This is a genomic window from Azotobacter armeniacus, assembly GCF_054779355.1.
Window position 1 is genome coordinate 1 of sequence record NZ_BAAGYK010000019.1, and the last position, 15,312, is coordinate 15,312.

At 60.2% G+C, this 15,312-nt stretch carries 16 protein-coding genes and 2 pseudogenes; 7 read left to right on the forward strand and 11 right to left on the reverse strand.

Annotated features, from left to right (window positions below; translation table 11 throughout):
- Nucleotides 1-271 precede the first annotated feature (271 nt).
- The 4 genes from ACYVD0_RS04555 to ACYVD0_RS04570 all read right to left on the reverse strand — a co-directional run bounded on the left by ACYVD0_RS04555 (nucleotide 272) and on the right by ACYVD0_RS04570 (nucleotide 4,615).
- Nucleotides 272-1,228 (reverse strand): 2-hydroxyacid dehydrogenase, encoded by a 957-nt coding sequence (locus tag ACYVD0_RS04555; RefSeq protein ID WP_460425706.1) that lies wholly within the window; start codon nucleotides 1,226-1,228, stop codon nucleotides 272-274.
- 25 nt (nucleotides 1,229-1,253) lie between these two features.
- Nucleotides 1,254-2,018, reverse strand: a complete 765-nt coding sequence (locus tag ACYVD0_RS04560) for an SDR family oxidoreductase (RefSeq protein WP_460425707.1) — start codon at nucleotides 2,016-2,018, stop codon at nucleotides 1,254-1,256.
- 5 nt (nucleotides 2,019-2,023) lie between these two features.
- The gene (locus tag ACYVD0_RS04565) at nucleotides 2,024-2,746 is read right to left on the reverse strand and encodes a fumarylacetoacetate hydrolase family protein (protein WP_460425708.1); all 723 of its coding nucleotides are present in this window, start codon (nucleotides 2,744-2,746) and stop codon (nucleotides 2,024-2,026) included.
- A gap of 621 nt (nucleotides 2,747-3,367) precedes the next feature.
- On the reverse strand, nucleotides 3,368-4,615 hold the full coding sequence (locus ACYVD0_RS04570) for an MFS transporter (protein WP_460425734.1): 1,248 nt from the start codon (nucleotides 4,613-4,615) through the stop codon (nucleotides 3,368-3,370).
- A 689-nt stretch (nucleotides 4,616-5,304) separates the two neighbouring features.
- Here ACYVD0_RS04570 and ACYVD0_RS04575 point away from each other — a divergent pair.
- Both ACYVD0_RS04575 and ACYVD0_RS04580 read left to right on the forward strand, forming a co-directional pair.
- Nucleotides 5,305-6,231, forward strand: coding sequence for a helix-turn-helix transcriptional regulator (locus ACYVD0_RS04575; RefSeq protein ID WP_460425709.1), 927 nt, complete (start codon nucleotides 5,305-5,307; stop codon nucleotides 6,229-6,231).
- Nucleotides 6,232-6,334: 103 nt separating this feature from the next.
- Complete coding sequence (locus tag ACYVD0_RS04580; protein ID WP_460425710.1) at nucleotides 6,335-6,847, forward strand: Rossmann-fold NAD(P)-binding domain-containing protein; 513 nt, start codon at nucleotides 6,335-6,337, stop codon at nucleotides 6,845-6,847.
- A 155-nt stretch (nucleotides 6,848-7,002) separates the two neighbouring features.
- Here the strand turns inward: ACYVD0_RS04580 and ACYVD0_RS04585 are convergent, their stop codons facing one another.
- Together ACYVD0_RS04585 and ACYVD0_RS04590 are read right to left on the reverse strand one after the other, a co-directional pair.
- Nucleotides 7,003-8,124, reverse strand: a complete 1,122-nt coding sequence (locus tag ACYVD0_RS04585) for an ImmA/IrrE family metallo-endopeptidase (protein ID WP_460425711.1) — start codon at nucleotides 8,122-8,124, stop codon at nucleotides 7,003-7,005.
- Entirely contained in the window at nucleotides 8,117-8,737 is a 621-nt protein-coding gene (locus tag ACYVD0_RS04590) for a hypothetical protein (protein WP_460425712.1), read from the reverse strand. The genes ACYVD0_RS04585 and ACYVD0_RS04590 overlap by 8 nt, the downstream gene beginning before the upstream one ends.
- A gap of 187 nt (nucleotides 8,738-8,924) precedes the next feature.
- Between ACYVD0_RS04590 and ACYVD0_RS04595 the strand changes: the two genes are divergently transcribed.
- Together ACYVD0_RS04595 and ACYVD0_RS04600 are read left to right on the forward strand one after the other, a co-directional pair.
- Entirely contained in the window at nucleotides 8,925-9,182 is a 258-nt protein-coding gene (locus ACYVD0_RS04595; RefSeq protein WP_460425713.1) for a hypothetical protein, read from the forward strand.
- Entirely contained in the window at nucleotides 9,175-10,158 is a 984-nt protein-coding gene (locus ACYVD0_RS04600) for a tyrosine-type recombinase/integrase (RefSeq protein ID WP_460425714.1), read from the forward strand. The genes ACYVD0_RS04595 and ACYVD0_RS04600 overlap by 8 nt, the downstream gene beginning before the upstream one ends.
- Nucleotides 10,159-10,220: 62 nt before the next feature.
- Here ACYVD0_RS04600 and ACYVD0_RS04605 read toward each other — a convergent pair whose 3' ends face one another.
- The 3 genes from ACYVD0_RS04605 to ACYVD0_RS04615 are packed head-to-tail and all read right to left on the reverse strand — an operon-like array spanning nucleotide 10,221 to nucleotide 12,216.
- On the reverse strand, nucleotides 10,221-10,886 hold the full coding sequence (locus ACYVD0_RS04605) for a protein phosphatase 2C domain-containing protein (protein ID WP_460425715.1): 666 nt from the start codon (nucleotides 10,884-10,886) through the stop codon (nucleotides 10,221-10,223).
- Nucleotides 10,886-11,599, reverse strand: a complete 714-nt coding sequence (locus ACYVD0_RS04610; protein WP_198868257.1) for a nucleotidyl transferase AbiEii/AbiGii toxin family protein — start codon at nucleotides 11,597-11,599, stop codon at nucleotides 10,886-10,888. Before ACYVD0_RS04610 ends, ACYVD0_RS04605 begins: the two co-directional genes overlap by 1 nt.
- Nucleotides 11,596-12,216 (reverse strand): hypothetical protein, encoded by a 621-nt coding sequence (locus ACYVD0_RS04615; protein WP_136888084.1) that lies wholly within the window; start codon nucleotides 12,214-12,216, stop codon nucleotides 11,596-11,598. Before ACYVD0_RS04615 ends, ACYVD0_RS04610 begins: the two co-directional genes overlap by 4 nt.
- Before the next feature lie 89 nt (nucleotides 12,217-12,305).
- Between ACYVD0_RS04615 and ACYVD0_RS04620 the strand changes: the two are divergent.
- Nucleotides 12,306-12,476 (forward strand): annotated as a pseudogene (locus ACYVD0_RS04620) (tyrosine-type recombinase/integrase); the annotation flags it as partial.
- On the opposite strand, the gene ACYVD0_RS04625 reads toward ACYVD0_RS04620, so the two are convergent.
- On the reverse strand, nucleotides 12,473-12,844 hold the full coding sequence (locus ACYVD0_RS04625) for a type II TA system antitoxin MqsA family protein (RefSeq protein ID WP_460425716.1): 372 nt from the start codon (nucleotides 12,842-12,844) through the stop codon (nucleotides 12,473-12,475). The pseudogene ACYVD0_RS04620 and the gene ACYVD0_RS04625 overlap by 4 nt on opposite strands.
- Before the next feature lie 2 nt (nucleotides 12,845-12,846).
- Nucleotides 12,847-13,142: pseudogene (locus ACYVD0_RS04630) on the reverse strand (type II toxin-antitoxin system MqsR family toxin).
- Nucleotides 13,143-13,494: 352 nt separating this feature from the next.
- Here ACYVD0_RS04630 and ACYVD0_RS04635 point away from each other — a divergent pair.
- Nucleotides 13,495-14,034 carry a helix-turn-helix domain-containing protein gene (locus ACYVD0_RS04635; protein ID WP_460425717.1) on the forward strand — a complete coding sequence of 180 codons (540 nt, stop codon included), beginning with the start codon at nucleotides 13,495-13,497 and terminating at the stop codon, nucleotides 14,032-14,034.
- Nucleotides 14,031-15,296 carry a type II toxin-antitoxin system HipA family toxin gene (locus tag ACYVD0_RS04640; RefSeq protein WP_460425718.1) on the forward strand — a complete coding sequence of 422 codons (1,266 nt, stop codon included), beginning with the start codon at nucleotides 14,031-14,033 and terminating at the stop codon, nucleotides 15,294-15,296. Before ACYVD0_RS04635 ends, ACYVD0_RS04640 begins: the two co-directional genes overlap by 4 nt.
- Nucleotides 15,297-15,312 lie beyond the last annotated feature (16 nt).

The window sequence follows — 15,312 nt, forward strand, 5'->3', positions numbered from 1 at the left end:
GCGCCGCGTGTTCACGCGCTACGACAAGCTTGACCTCATGTACGCCGCCTTCATCACTGTGGCTCTTATCGCTGAGGCCCTACGTTAGTGTTAACAGGCCATAGCTGTAAAGTGCAGGAGCGACCCGCCGCGCCGAGGCGTGGGGAGGCCGGAAGGTGTGGCAGCCAGCAAAGGATCTGCCGGTGGGGCCGGGTATCCGCAAAAGCCACGGCCATGCAGAAGGCATGGCCGTGACAAGCGCGGCAGAAAGCGACGGGTTGCCGGAGCCCGATCAGCCTATCACGCAGCCGACCGGACGCCGGCCCGCGAAGGCATCGGCGAGGCTGGCCAGCACCATTTCCCCCATGCGGGTCCGGGTCTGCAGCGTGGCGCTGGCCCGGTGCGGCTGCAGCACGACCTGCTCCAACCCGAACAGCGCATCCGGAACGTGTGGCTCGTCGACAAACACGTCCAGCCCCGCGCCGGCGATGCGTCCGGACTCGAGCGCCGCGACGAGATCCGCCTCGTTGACCAGCCGTCCGCGGGCGATGTTGATCAGGTAGCCCGCTTCGCCCAAGGCTTCCAGCACCCTGGCGTCGATGATGCCCTCGGCCTGGTCGGCAGCCGCCGAGACGATCAGGGCATCGCTTTGCCGGGCCAGCTCGACCAGATCGGCCACATAGGTATAGGGCACATCGCTCATGGCCTGCAGATCGGTGTAGCTGACCGGGCAACCGAAGGCGCTGGCCCGGACCGCCACGGCCCGACCGACCCGCCCCAGACCGACGATCCCCAGACGCATCCCGCTGAATTGGCGGGCCAACGGCAAGGGCGCCAGCGGCGTCGGGCTGCTGCTCCAGAGCCTGTCCCGGACGAAACGGTCCGAGGTGCAGATCCCGCGGCAGGTGGCAATGAGCAGGCCGATGGCCAGGTCGGCGACATCCTCGGTCAAGGCCCCGATCGTGGCCGTGACCTGTATTCCCCGGTCGCGGGCATAGGCCAGATCCACCGCGTCGGTGCCAACCCCGTTGACAGCGATGACCTTCAGGTTGGGCAGTTGCTCCATCAACTCCCGGCTGATGCCGGTATGCCCGCCGGTGACCACGCCCTGGATTTCCGCGCCGTGGCCACGCAGGAAGGCCGCCTTGTCCGGCTGTTCGAAATAGCGGTGAACGGTATACAGCTCGGCGAGACGCTGGCGGATTTCCGGGATCAGTATCTGGCTCAGTTGCAGCACGGTGGTTTTCATGTGAAATCTCCCTGAATGTGCGGCCTCAGCCGCGGCCTACGAATGGCATGTTGGTGGCCATCACCGTCATGTTCAGCACATTGGCCGACAACGGCAGGGCGGCGATGTAGCGAACGGCGTCGGCGACATGCGCGACATCGATCATGGGTTCCGGCGCGATTTCCCCATTGGCCTGCAGGACGCCGCGGGTCATGCGCTCGGACAACTCGGTCAGAGCATTGCCGATGTCGATCTGGCTGCAGGCGATTCCATAGCGGCGACCATCCAGGGCGAGGGCCTTGGTGATTCCCGACACCGCATGCTTGCTGGCGGTATAGGGGACCGTGAACGGCCGGGGCACGTGTGCGGAAATCGAACCGCTGTTGAGGATGCGGCCGCCCTGGGGGCGCTGGCGGCGCATCAGGCCGAACGCCGAGCGGCAACAGAGAAACACTCCGGTGACATTCAGATCGATCACGCTCTTCCAGCGGTTCAGATCCAGTTCGTCGATGGGCACGGCCGGTGCGTTGGTCCCGGCATTGTTGAAGACGAAATCGAGCCGCCCGTAGGCTTCTTCGATGGTGGCGAACAATCTTTCCACGCTGGACGAATCGGTCACGTCGGTGGGTACGGCCAGCGCCTTTTGTCCGACCGCCCTCGCCTGCTCGGCCAGGCTCTCCAGCGGCTCCTCGCGGCGCCCGGCCAGCACCACGGTAAAGCCATCGGCGAGCAGGCCGGTCGCCACGGCGCGACCAATGCCGCTGCCTGCCCCGGTGACCAGCGCTATTTTCAAGGAAGTCTCGTCGGTCATCGTTGTCACTCCCAGGAGCTGTGGACGAAGGTGTCGGGCTTGCGTCCCACGTGGACCTCAAGGCAAGCGACCCCTTCGATGGATGCGGAAATCACATCGCCCGGCTGCAGTGCCGCGACGCCAGGCGGGGTTCCGGTCATGATCAGATCGCCCGGTACGAGCGTGATATAGCGGGAGAGCAGACTGACGACTTCGGCCACCGACCAGATCTGCCTGCCCAGATCGGAGCGCTGCCGCTCGACACCGTTGACGCCAAGCCGGATGGCACCAGTGGATGGATGCCCGCACTGGCTGACGGGCGTGATCGGCGAGATGGGCGCCGAGCCGTCGAAAACCTTCGCCACTTCCCAGGACTGGCCCGCCGCCTTGGCCGACATCTGCAAGTCGCGCCGGGTCAGATCCAGTCCGGCGGCGTAGCCCAGGACATGCGCCAACGCCTGGGACTCGGGAATGTTCGCCCCCCCCTTGCCCAAGGCCACGACCAGTTCGATCTCATGACAGAACTCGGCCGTCATCGGCGGAAAGCCGATTTCGCCGACCGCCTCGATAACGGAGGACGCCGGTTTCATGAAATAAATGGGCTGCTCACGCAGCGCCTCAGCCGAGTCGCCCCAGTGGTAATTACGCCCCAAGCAGAACACCCGGTTGACGGGGAAACTCCGATCGCTGCCCTTGATAGGCAATGTGGGCACCCGAATGGGTTCTGGAATAAATACGCTCATGACCATGTTGTTCCTTTGTTATACAGAGGCGTCATGGGTATCCTAGGAGATCGAGGCGCGAAAAAATTGGAGAATCGCAACGTCGAATTGGACTAATACAGGTTGTTGCGGGAGCATGTTTCGAACGCTGCAGGAATACATTGCACGGGCACGCCGCGTATACCAGCGAGACGACAAGTATCCTGCCGCCTTCATTCGAAAATGCTGTAAAAAGGCGATCCTGAGACAGGAATGCGACATCGACGATCCGCCCCCGCATGAAAAATGGCGAAGCGCTTCGCCGGCAGTCAAGTTGCGGGCTCGGGATATTTTGCATCAACTTTAAAAGCGGACAGGCACTTGGGAGAGCAGCCGGAAAAGTCGAATCATGCTCCATATACAAGTTTGAGGTCTGACCTATAAAAGCAGTCGAATTTGACGACTTCACTATTTACTTCTATTTCGTGCGCCATTCTCGGTACATGGAGCCGTACCTATTCCTCGAAAGCTTCGCGACAACTTTCCGATCGCACCACACAGCATGCAAACGAAGTCCCCCGGCATTGCCGGGGGATACTTGGCGTCGAGCGATTGCCCCGCCCGGTACGAATAGCGGCCGGCGCAGGCGCCGGTCGGTATCCGTGCGACTCAGGCGCTCTTCAGTTCGATGCGATGCAGACGCCCCAGCAGGAGCGAATAGGACAAGGTACCCATCAGCGCGACCCCGCCGATGAACCAGAAGGCATAGGCAAAGCTGTGGGTGCTCTCGACGATCATCCCGATGATGAGTGGCGTGACCACGCCGCCGATATTGGCCGCCAGGCTGGTGATACCGCCGGTCAGACCGATCAGTTCCTTGGGGGCCACTTCCGACACCGCAGCCCAGGACATCGAGGCGATGCCTTGCGCGAAGAAGGCACAGGTCAGGATCGCGATGCATATCGCGTTGGAGTCGGTGAAGTTCACCGAAACGATCGACATGCCCAGGGCCGAGCCGACCACCAGCGGCAGCTTGCGCGCGAACGACAGGGAATGGCCGCGCCGGATCAGCAGGTCGGAAATGAAGCCGGCCAGCAGGATGCCGACGGTCGCCCCCACGAACGGCAATACCGCGAAGATGCCCACCTTGATGGTGCTCATCTGACGCTCTTCCATCAGATAGGTGGGGAACCAGGTGAGGAAGAAATAGAGCGCCGAGGTACTGGCGAACTTGCCGATGCAGATGGCCCAAACCTGGCGATAGCGCAGCAGTTCGCGTACCTGCCGCCACTCGAAGCGGGTACGCTCCTGGCTGCTCTTGACCAGGCCGCCACCGCTTTCGATGTACTGCAGCTCTTCCTTGCTGACCTTCTTGCAGGACAGGGGATCGCGATACAGGTACAGCCAGACAAGGCCGTACAGGATGCCGACCAGGCCGGTGCTATAGAACACATACCGCCAGTCGTAGCTGGTCGCCAGCCACAGCAGGACGCCGGTGAACAGCGCCGTTCCCAGATACTGGCCACAGACGTAGATACCGCTGGCCAGCCCCCGCTCGCGAGCCGGGAACCAGACCGTCACGGCCCGGCTGTTGGCCGGAAACGCCGGAGCCTCCATGGCTCCCACGGCCATCCGCAAACCGATCAGGGAGGCGAAGCCGCTGGCCAGCCCCTGACAGACCGTCGCCGTCGACCAGGCGATCAGGGATACGCCGTAGGTCAGCCGCGAGCCGAAACGGTCGGCGATGAAGCCGCCGGGCACCAGGGCCAGGGCATAGGTCCAGGCGAACGCGGAAAAGATCAGGCCCATCTGGACCTTGTCCAGTCCAAGTTCCTTGGACATGAAGGGTGCGGCAATCGAAAGGTTGGTGCGATCCACGTAATTGATGATGGTCGCGACAAACAGAAGACTCAGCATGAACCAGCGACGTCGACTCGGCAGCCGCGAGGCGGCCACGGCGTTTCCTGAGTCGCTGGAAAGCGTTGGGTTTTCAACGGGAACCGCCTGGGTTCCGGACAGACTCGACATGATGAAGCCTCTCTATTCTTGAAATTATCGAGTGAACGCATCCTCCACTGCCCGTCACGGGCACTGGTGGATCGAAACGATGTTGTCGGGGACCTAGAGAATGCGGCGATGTCCGGTGCAAACCTTTTTGGAAAGCACGGACTCGAACTGCATTGGCGGAGATGCGGATGCGGAAGATAAGAGGAACGACATGGGACAAACACCTGTGATTATTGTTGGAAGAGGTTGCCTCGAGGTGATCGTACAATAGCAGAGGGTTCGCCGGAAAAATGCCCGACCCCAATGGCGTAAACCCATCTTCCCAAATAAGTACAAGAAAATAAGGATGGCCAAACCCTGAAAGATATCCGCCAAAATGCCCGAAATAGAGCCTACGCAAGATATCGGACACCTTCCCGATTTTTGGATACGGCCATTCGGCAAGAAAGAGCGGCCTTATCCGCCATCTCATACGTCATCGTATCTTTTCAGGGTTGAAGGGTTGCACGGGAGATCCGGGCGGGCATACTGACGGTTGCGATCTTCAATCGGGGCCAGGACGGAAAAGGCGGCCTGGCTAGATATCACAGGAGTGGCCCATGCATTCTTTGTCCCGCGTCCCCACCTATGGCATGCAGCAGCGTGCCGAGCGCGCCGACTTCCATATTCGCGAAAAAGTCGCCCGCAAGGCCGAGCCGAGTGCGCACCGACACGAATACTTCCAGGTCCAGGTCAATCTGGGAAAGGACACCGTACAGTACATCGGCAATGTCGAACGCCCCTTTCCCCGCCATGCCATGGCCTTCATCCTGCCGCACCGGATCCACTTCGTTCCGCCACAGCCAGACGGCCACTTCCTGCTGATCAACTTCGATCAGAACTTTCTCCTGCCACATCTGCAGTGTTCGCCGCTGGATCTCGAGGAGGTCACCATTCACCAGGCTCCAGAGCTTTCTCCGTTCCGTTTCCAGCAACACCTGGATTTCGTGCTCGACGGCGAGTCCTGGGAAGAGGCCCATACCCTGCTGCTGCGCATGCAACAGCTCGACGGCAACCGCGAATTCGGCAGCCGCGAACGCCTGAAAGGCTGCCTGCTGCAACTGATCGGCATCGTCTGCCAGTGCTACGCGGTCCCCCTGAAGGCCCTGGCGAACAGCAACGCCACGCAGAGCAGCCGCCGGGATGCGCTGGCCAGAATGACCGATTACGTGCGCAAGCATCTGGCCGACCCGGATCTGAACCTCAAGACCGTCGCTGCCGCGACCTATCTGTCGCCCAACTACCTGACCCACTGGCTGCGCAAGGAAATCGGCAAGTCCTTCAGCGAGCTGGTGCTGGAGCGGCGCATGCATCTGGCCAGGACCCTGCTGCTGAACAGCAACCGCTCGGTCGGCGACATCGCCAGCCTGTGCGGATTCGCCGACGAAGCCTATTTTTCCCGGCGCTTCCGGCAGAGCCACGGGTTGCCCCCCGGTCAGTTCCGCCGGCGCGAGAGCGGCGTGATCGGCCCCCCGACGGAAGACTGAAGGCGGGTCACCCGGTAGCCTGACGGCCCGGACGTTCCCCGCACCGGCCCCGTACATGAGCGTATTGCTCCCGTCCCGTCCACCGCCCCCACGAGAAACCGCCATGCAGCCCACCCTTTTCCTTGCCTCACGTGTTTCCGAGCCGTTTCACGAATTGCTGAAAGCCCGCTTCAGGGTGCTCGAGGCCACGGCCGCTGACTTCGACGCAGCGATCGCCGCGCTGGTGCCGGAACTGGCCGGGGAAATACGCATCGTCATCGCGTTCGGCTCGACGCGCATGCCGGGAACGTCGCTGGCAAAGCTCCCGCAGCTGGGGCTGATCTGCTGCCTGGGCAGTGGTTACGATGGCGTCGATCTGAATTACGCACAGGAACGCGGGATCATCGTGACCAACAGTCCCGGCGCAAACGCGAGAAGCGTGGCCGATCTGGCGATGGGCCTGCTGATCTCGAGCATCAAGAATCTTTCCTCTGCCCGCGCATACCTGGAGGCCGGGCGCTGGCAAGACAATGTCGGCGAGCGCATGCAACCCGTGCGCGGGCTGACCGGCCGCAAGCTGGGCATCTGCGGCTTGGGCGCCATCGGCCTGAACGTCGCCAAGCGCGCTGCGGCCTGACGCCTGATTGAGGTATACATCAACCAGACACTCTCTGGCTTGCAGAGGCAAGCCTGCCGATCACCTGACGCTTAGCGTACGATTTTTTCCGAATTCTGCGGGCTCCCCTAGATAGCGACGTCCAAAGCAGATTCTGCTTGGAGCGATCACTACGTTCAGACTGTGCGTCGAATTTGAGGGGATACAAGCGTAAGCGGTGAAATAGGAACTCTCAGCAGATAACGTTGTTCAATCGTATTGCTGCGAAGCCCAGTCGCTTCCACCGTTTTCCGCCACGTGGTGTAATCGAGCAGGTCTATCGCCCTCTGCATCAACATGGGATTCTCCATCAGAATCTGGTCGTCCAACTCTTCCTGTCTGGTAAATCCCTTGCGGTTAAGGAACGTGAAGCCCGACTTGGCTTGCTCCGGAGTGATGAGCCCTAAGGTTTGTGCCCGGTAAATGAGGGCCTTGAAACTAACCTTCCAACGGAGCTTTAGCATGCCCAAAGCTGACCAGTTGAGGTACTTCCCACGCATAGCTGGAAACTCTCCTGCGAAGCTCGTTCGTGGCATCAGCAGTGCGCTGGCAAAATGGTTGGCTTGATCCTCTGTGTGCCGGCACCCCGTTTCGATTCCCTGATGCATGATCAAGTGGCCAAGCTCATGAGCGATGTCGAAGCGCTGCCGGCACGGATTTTCTTTGGCGGCGTTTCGCACAATGATGGGACGTTTGTTGAACAGGGAGAACGCATCCACACGGTCGTCCGCCTCCGCAATACTGATAACAAGTATCCCTATCTTTTCCGCGAGCTTTATCATGTTCGAAATGGGGCCTAATCCCAATCCTTGTTCACGGCGAAACGACTCTGCTACTTGCTCGATGACTGTCACGTTGGCAGGGGGGTCATCACACATCGTGAAACTAACAGAGGGAAAAGCAACCTCCTTGTCCAATTCGTCGATCAACAGCTCGAACAATTCGACTTGTGCGGCAATACCCTTCTTGATCGTCTGCGTAGAGGCGCGGACGCTACGGAAATGACATTGCTCCAGCTCCACCAAGTTTCGGCGGGGGCTAAAGAAGAAATGCTCGTCGACACCTAATGACTCGCTCAACAGCTTCAGTTGGGTGGTTGAAGGCATGGCGTCGACTTCAAGTCTATGAGCATATTGTCGGGTTACCCCTAACAGCTTACCGAGCTCGGCTAGCGAACGACCGGCGGCGCTACGTGCCAGCCGTAGTTTGTTTGGGAAAAACTCATCCCCAAAGAGGAGAGAACTTGTTCTGTCATCCATCTACTGAATCATCGTCGCTGGGCTTATCCGACAAGGCATCTTTATTTCTACGATGAGGAAGTGATTCTTCGATTTTATTTTCTGCAGGGAGATCAAGCATGAGGATTGGAACAGCAGTTTGAGGCGTATGTTGCCAGTGGCAGAGAACATTCCCGTGGTAACTGAGTCCGACCACCGTCGCCCTAAACTCGGGGAATTCGGGGTCATGGTTACTATCAACAAAAATACGCCAAGTTAGCACCTCATTTGCTTCAGCCGCGAAAAGGGCTAACTGTTTGGCCTCCAACTCGTTCGCCTTGAGTCGATGCGACTTCTTGGGGGACTCGGGATTGTCCGTCACCACTTGGAAAAGTACATCATCGATGCTGACGGTGAAGTCCATGGTGCTATTTCTAAGCTGTACCGATGGGAAGTTGATGTCACGGTGCAATGCTTGGAATAGGCCTTGAACACGTCCGTAGAGCAGCGTGCCACGCGTATATGGGGTGTCAAAGTCTGTCGATGCTGCTTCATAGGCCTCATACGCCACCGAAATCACGGCCTCGCAGACACGACTCAAATTCTGAGGTTGGAGCTTAGGGGCAAAGAAACTGGGATGTTGGATTTCAGGCATACGGCACTCTCAAAAAACCGTGCAAAATTAGCAAAATGTCAACTCTATTTTTATGCAAAAATGCTATTTTGTCAACTGCCTACTCTGCGCAGATGGGACCCCCACGGCGCACTTTCGCAAATTCCCGATAAAATCCGTTATCATGAATTATACTGGTGCGCGACCCGCGCACAGGAGTGATGACCCGATGGCCCCCCGCGAACGCCTTCGCCGCGATTTCGAGACCCTGCAGGATCGGCTGCCCGGCACTGTCTTCACCGGACTCGAGCAACTGATGCTCCGCCAGCTGCAGGGCGATGGCGTCTATCGGGAACGGGAAGCCCTGCTCCGGGGCCTGCACGAGGACGGCGAACGGGACCGCGAGCCCTTCGACGCCGCCCTGGCCCTGGTCGAGGCGCTGCCCCTCGGGAAACCGCCCGCCCAACCGGCGCCCCGCCATGAATGAGCCGATCGAACGGGAGGAGCGGTCGGGTGAGCTGGCGATCGCCGGCGAACGCCGCCTCACCGCCGCCGAGTTCCAGGGCCTCGCCCGGGTGCCGGCCGCCGCCGAGTGGTTCGCCAATATCGACAACCCGCGCACCCGCCGCGCCTACCGGGGCGACCTCGAAGACCTCTGCGCCTTCCTCGGCCTGCAGGCACCGGAGCAATTCCGCGAGGTGACCCGCGCCCATGTCCTCGCCTGGCGCAAGCATCTGGAGCAGCGCGGTCTCTCCGCGGCCACGATCCGCCGCAAGCTCGCCGCCCTCACCAGCCTGTTCGACCACCTGCTCGAGTGCAACGCCGTCGCCGGCGGCAACCCGGTGCACGGCGTCAAGCGGCCCAAGCTCGAAACGAATGAAGGCAAGACCCCGGCCCTCGGCGACCACCAGGCCAGGGCCCTGCTCGAAGCCCCCGATCCGACCAGCCTGAAAGGCCGCCGCGACCGGGCGATCCTCGCCGTGCTGCTCTATCACGGCCTGCGCCGCGAGGAGGCCGCCCGCCTGGCGGTCCACGACCTCCAGGACCGCCGCGGCCTCAAGCACCTGCGCGTCCACGGCAAGGGCGGCAAGCTGCGCTACCTGCCGCTGCACCCGGTCGCCGCCGAGCGTATCCATGGCTACCTGGAGGCCTCGGGGCACCACCTTGTGGAGCCCAAGGCGCCGCTGTTCCTGCCGCTGCGCGGGAAAAGGACCGGCGCCGGGATCTCCGCCGAGGGCATCTATGCCCTGGTCGGCGCCTACGCCAAGGCGGCCGGCATCACGGTCGAAGGCCTCGGCGTCCACGGCCTGCGCGCCACCGCCGCCACCAACGCCCTCGAGCACGAGGCCGACATCGCCAAGGTCCAGCAGTGGCTGGGCCATGCCAACATCAGCACCACCCGGCTCTACGACCGCCGGCACATGCGGGCGGAGGATTCGCCCACCTTCAAGGTCCGCTACTGAAGGATGGGATCACGCAGTACGTGGGCATAGCCAAACTTTGGAAACGAATTGCTCGTTGGTCATCAGATTTGCTCGGTCATGACGAGACTGTTGTCAGTATCTGAAAGGCTATTGAATGTCCAGGGTCCCTCTTCGAGGGTCAAGTAACTGGCATCGTCCTGTGTTTCTCCAAAGGGGCAGCCTTCCAGCAGACACTCCGCCCAGTAACCATCCGTGGCCATAACCAGGGTGCTGCCGGGTGGTACGTGCCGGATGGTCACATCCGGTACAGCGAATCGCCTGGCGTTCAGCGATCGAGTCAAGGTATGCCGGGAACCTGCAGGGACTTCCTGGTTGAGCGTGTGAGGGCTTGCCCACCATGATATGGCTCCGCCTTGCATCTCGCCGGCAAGACAGTCTCCGACATGAAAGGTCTGGGCGTTTCTGGTTTCCATATCGAGGCAAAGCAGACAGTAGCTGGCAATCTCCAGCAAAAACCTATCGCGCAATTGAGCTTGCTCTCTGCTCAGCAGAGCAATGATCGAATGACCGTCATTGACCAGGGGCTCTTGCAGCACCTGCGCCACGATCTGCCTGCCCCAATAGTGCGCAAAGCGTTGACTGTGGACGCTCCTTGCGGCCGCATCCACCAGCATGCACACAAGCCACGTATCTTTTCTGCCAACGGCCAAAGCATCGTTGTTGCTTGCACGTTGCCTTCCCTGGCGACTGCTCCAGATCAGCTGCATCAGCAGGGCCTTGTCTTCGCCAGTTGCTCCAGGCGTATGTAGAGTCGATCCCGGCGGGGCCCATCGCCCTGCGCCTGGCTTTCCACAGCCATCTGGAAATAGCGGTCATCCAGCAGCACGGTGAGTTCCTCGGCAATGCTGTCCCAGAGCGCGGCCGGGGCTGCCTTGGCTTCTTCGATCAATTCCTCCCTGCCGTCCACCAAGGTCAGCACGTCCTCGATATCACGGCTACCCAGAGCATCGTTCTGCCCCCGCCCTTTCCAGGCCTCCAGCTTGGTTGCCAGAAAGTAGGCTGGCGACACCAGGCGGATAGGCTGGCCGTCTGGCAGCACGTGAGGCATCGCTGTTTCCAGGGCCTCCCGATACCAACGATTGGTAAAGCTCAGCACCGCCTCATCATCCGGCATGAAATCCACCCGCATCCCGTCCAGCTTCATGGCACAGATCGGCAGGTCTTCATCGGGATCCGGAATGTCGATACGGAAGCCTTTCTCCTGAAGTTGCTCCTGTAACGCTGCGAAACCCACGGTGCCGATGACATGCACGATCAGGTCGACATCGTCGGTGCTGCGCACCTGTTCGCGGACGAACTCATCCGTCAGCAGCAGGCCAGTCGTCACTCCGCCAACAAAGGCCATTTTTTCGCACAGCTCAGGCCCGAGAGCCCGAGCCACGCGGGAGATCATCTGGATCAGCTCATGCTGAATGTTCATGCCTTGCCCACCATATGCTCTTCCAGCAGCGTTATCGCCAGCTTGCGCTCCCTTGGCTGACCAAGTCGCACGGCGTCGACCAGTGCCAGCAGCTCATAGAGCAGCGGATCGCGCTTGACCGCGTGCGGACTGGTCTTGAACAACGGCTCGACCGACTGTCCCATGGTCTTGCCGTAGGCATCCGGCCAGACCAGGTCCAGATCGCCCGCGCTAAGCAGCTTGCCGCGCAGCATGGGTGCAGAGAACGCCGTACCGATACCACGGGTCAGCTCGCCCTTGCGGGCGGGGAAAACGTAGCGGATGCCATGCACGATGAGCTCGAACAGCGCCTGGGCGTTCACGCGGGGTATGCCGGTCTTGCGATCCTTGAATGCCAGCCCGACATCCAGGCTTCGGTGTAATGACAGATTGATCTGCGTCTTGCTGATGCCGGTCTCCATCTCCAGCCCCCGGGCCGTGTAGTCGAATTTTGGGCCATCCTCCCAGTGCTGCCTTCCCGCGTAGGCATCCAGATCGGGCTCCCAGTCGACCCAGAACGGGAGTTCCGCCGACGTACGCTTTTCCGATATCTCCATGGCCAGTAGCTTCAGGAGCAGACCGACATCTTGACTTTTCATTTCCACTCGACCTATCTAGTCCCTTGTCCCAGGACACGGGACAAATGATTGTCCGAGTACAGGTCGATTGCAATCATTGCCTGTCAACAGGCCTCGGCGTCCACGGCTTGCGGCCCACTGCCGCCAGCAACGCCCTGGAACACGAGGCGGACATCACCAAGGTCCAGCTGTGGCTGGGCCACGCCAATATCGCCCCCCGTCTCTACGACCGGAGATACCTGCGGGCGGAGGATTCGCCCACTTTCAAGGTCAGGTACTAACCGACCCGCCGGAAAAATGAGGCGCACGGTGAGAAAGAAATTTCTCGCCAGTTGTTGCCCTCATAGCGCGAGAACGCATTGACGCCGCCGCCGAAAATCTCGGCCGCTTCGCGCTGGTCGAGCGCGAGTTTCTTGCGCATAGCAGCGATAAAGCCAGGATCGACAATGGCTGCATTGACCTGCTTCGAGAACGTGCGCATTTCGCGCATGACGCGATCCGACTCCACGGCGTCCAGGACAGACTCGGCGCAGGCCGGGCAGAAATCGCCCGTCACCGCCGCCAGGACGGCGGTTTCGCCCTTGTAGGTATAGGGCAGGTCGCGGGTGTCGTGGATCAGTTCCGCCGCGCCGCAGGAGGGACATTTCATGTTCATAGCTCCTTGAAGGACACGATCAGCACGTCATCAATGACCGTCAGCTTCAGATACACGCCGCCCGCCAGCGTGCTTGGACGGTACACGTCTTGCCAGACCCTGTGATCGGCGTGAGTGGTCATGCTCTTGTAGAAACCCGCTGGCGTAAGCGCCATCACCACGGCCAGCATGTCGGAAAGCCTAAGCCCAACTCATTCGCGCCCACTCGCGCAGCGTGCGTGGTGCGTACCTTGCCCACCTCGATCAAGGCTTTGATGGCGGATAGCTTGCAGTGGGGCGTTCCTTTCTCCATGACCACATATAACCTAATAGGTTATATGTGGCCAGTTGCCTTGGCGTACGATTTTGTCTGAATTCTGCAGGCTCCCCATCTTCAGTTCCGCCGCACGGACATTCGAGATTGATAGAGCGTGTAGCACGGCTTACGCAAAACTATTGCACCAAAGCAGCGCATGTAAGAGATCCGTCACATCCCTAGAAGCTAAGTGCTAATATTTTAGCGTTTTTTCCTATTTGTCGCTGCAATATTGGCATACAGGAGCAACCGAGCGTCGCTTCTCCCCCTCCACAGGAGGTCGAGCAACCGGTTTGTGAATGCTAATATTCTGGCTAATATTGGTCAAAATAGCAGGAATATTAGTGTCATGGCGAAGAAGACTGCGCCTCTCTTACCGTACACCAACCAGCTGCTTATCGAACTCGGTGAGCGGCTGAAGCTCGCGCGCCTGCGCCGAAAGTTGACTGCCAAGCAGGTCGCGGAACGGGCGGGGATGTCGCCGATGACACTCCGCTCCCTTGAGGCCGGCGGCTCGGGAGTGACGATGGGTGCTTATCTGTCCGTTATGCAGGTCCTGGGCCTTGAGAAGGATCTGGCAAAACTGGGCTCATCGGATGACCTCGGCCGTCAGTTGCAGGACTCACGCCTGGTGAAGCGAGGCACCGCCCGGCCTACCCAGCCGAGCTCAGTCGGTCAAGGCCAGCGTCTTGACGCCGCAGGCAAACAAGACTCGCCAGTGACGATGAAAAGAACCACCGCCGTGAAAGGCAGTGAGCCAAACCGGGACCGAGGCCCTATGGTCACCACCGACCAAGCATCCACTAAATCACTCGGAACGACAGCGGTGGATCTTGCTTCTCTTCTGAAGCCCGTGAAGAAAAAGCGCGGAGAGCACGACAAGCAATGACGATAATCGGCGTGTATGCAGACTGGGACGGCCTGTTGGAGCCTAAAAGACTTGGGCTCTTGCACAGTCGCAAGACCCGCGCGAGCGAGTTGTTTGAATTCCAATATGATCCTGCGGCCCTGATTGATCCTGACCTTGGCCAACTGCAATTTGATCCCGGGATCGGCCTATTTGAAGGGCCTCAGTTTCCGCCCCAGGACAAGTTTGGCGCCTTCGCGGACTCGAGCCCAGATCGATGGGGCCGCTCGCTCATGGAGCGTCGGCTCGAGCGGGACATTCGTGCCGGCATCCAGCCCAAAGGCACACGGCTCTACGAATCGGACTACCTCTTGGGCGTACACGATCTCTACCGTGTTGGCGCCTTTCGCTACAAACTCGATGATGCGGGCGAGTTTCTTGATGACCGAATTGGTGTGGCCGCTCCTCCGTTCGCCAGAATTCATGAATTGGAGCGTGCAAGCCGAGCTCTGGAGAAAGACCCTGATAACACGGCCTTGCAGGGCCAAGACTGGCTGAGGATGCTCATTGCCCCTGGCGGCTCGCTTGGTGGTGCCAGACCCAAGGCAAGCGTCGCGGACGACAAGGAGCGCTTATACATCGCTAAGTTTCCGAGCACCCGCGACGACTACGACGTGGGTGGCTGGGAGATGGTCGTGAATGCCCTGGCCGTCGGCTGCGGCCTGAACGTGGCTGTCGCTGAAGCCCGGAAATTCGCCAGCGACTATCACTGCTTCATGGTCCGTCGGTTTGATCGTACAGAGAACGGCCGGCGCCTTCACTTTGCCTCGGCGATGACCATGACCGGACGCGTTGACGGCGATGATGCCTCCACAGGTGCCAGTTACCTGGAACTGGCCGAGGTGCTCATAAAGTCTGGCTCCCAGACCAACGCCGACCTGCGCGAACTATGGTCGAGGATTGTCTTCAACATTCTCGTCTCGAACACAGACGATCACTTGCGTAATCACGGATTCATCTTGGTCCCAGGCGCCGGATGGCGGCTCTCCGAAGCCTACGATATGAACCCCGTCCCTATCGCCGACGGCCTAAAGCTCAACATCACTGAAGCGGATAACGCCCTGGATCTCGACTTGGCACGCGAGGTTGCCGAGTATTTCCGACTGAGCCTGAAAGAGGCCGACGAGATCATTGAAGTTTTCCAGGGCATCGTCAGCCAATGGAGAACAATTGCTAATGGTCTTAGGCTTCCTGCTCGAGAGCAGGATCGCATGGCAGAAGCTTTTCGCCTGGCGGAGGATTGAAGGGGCACGTCTCAGC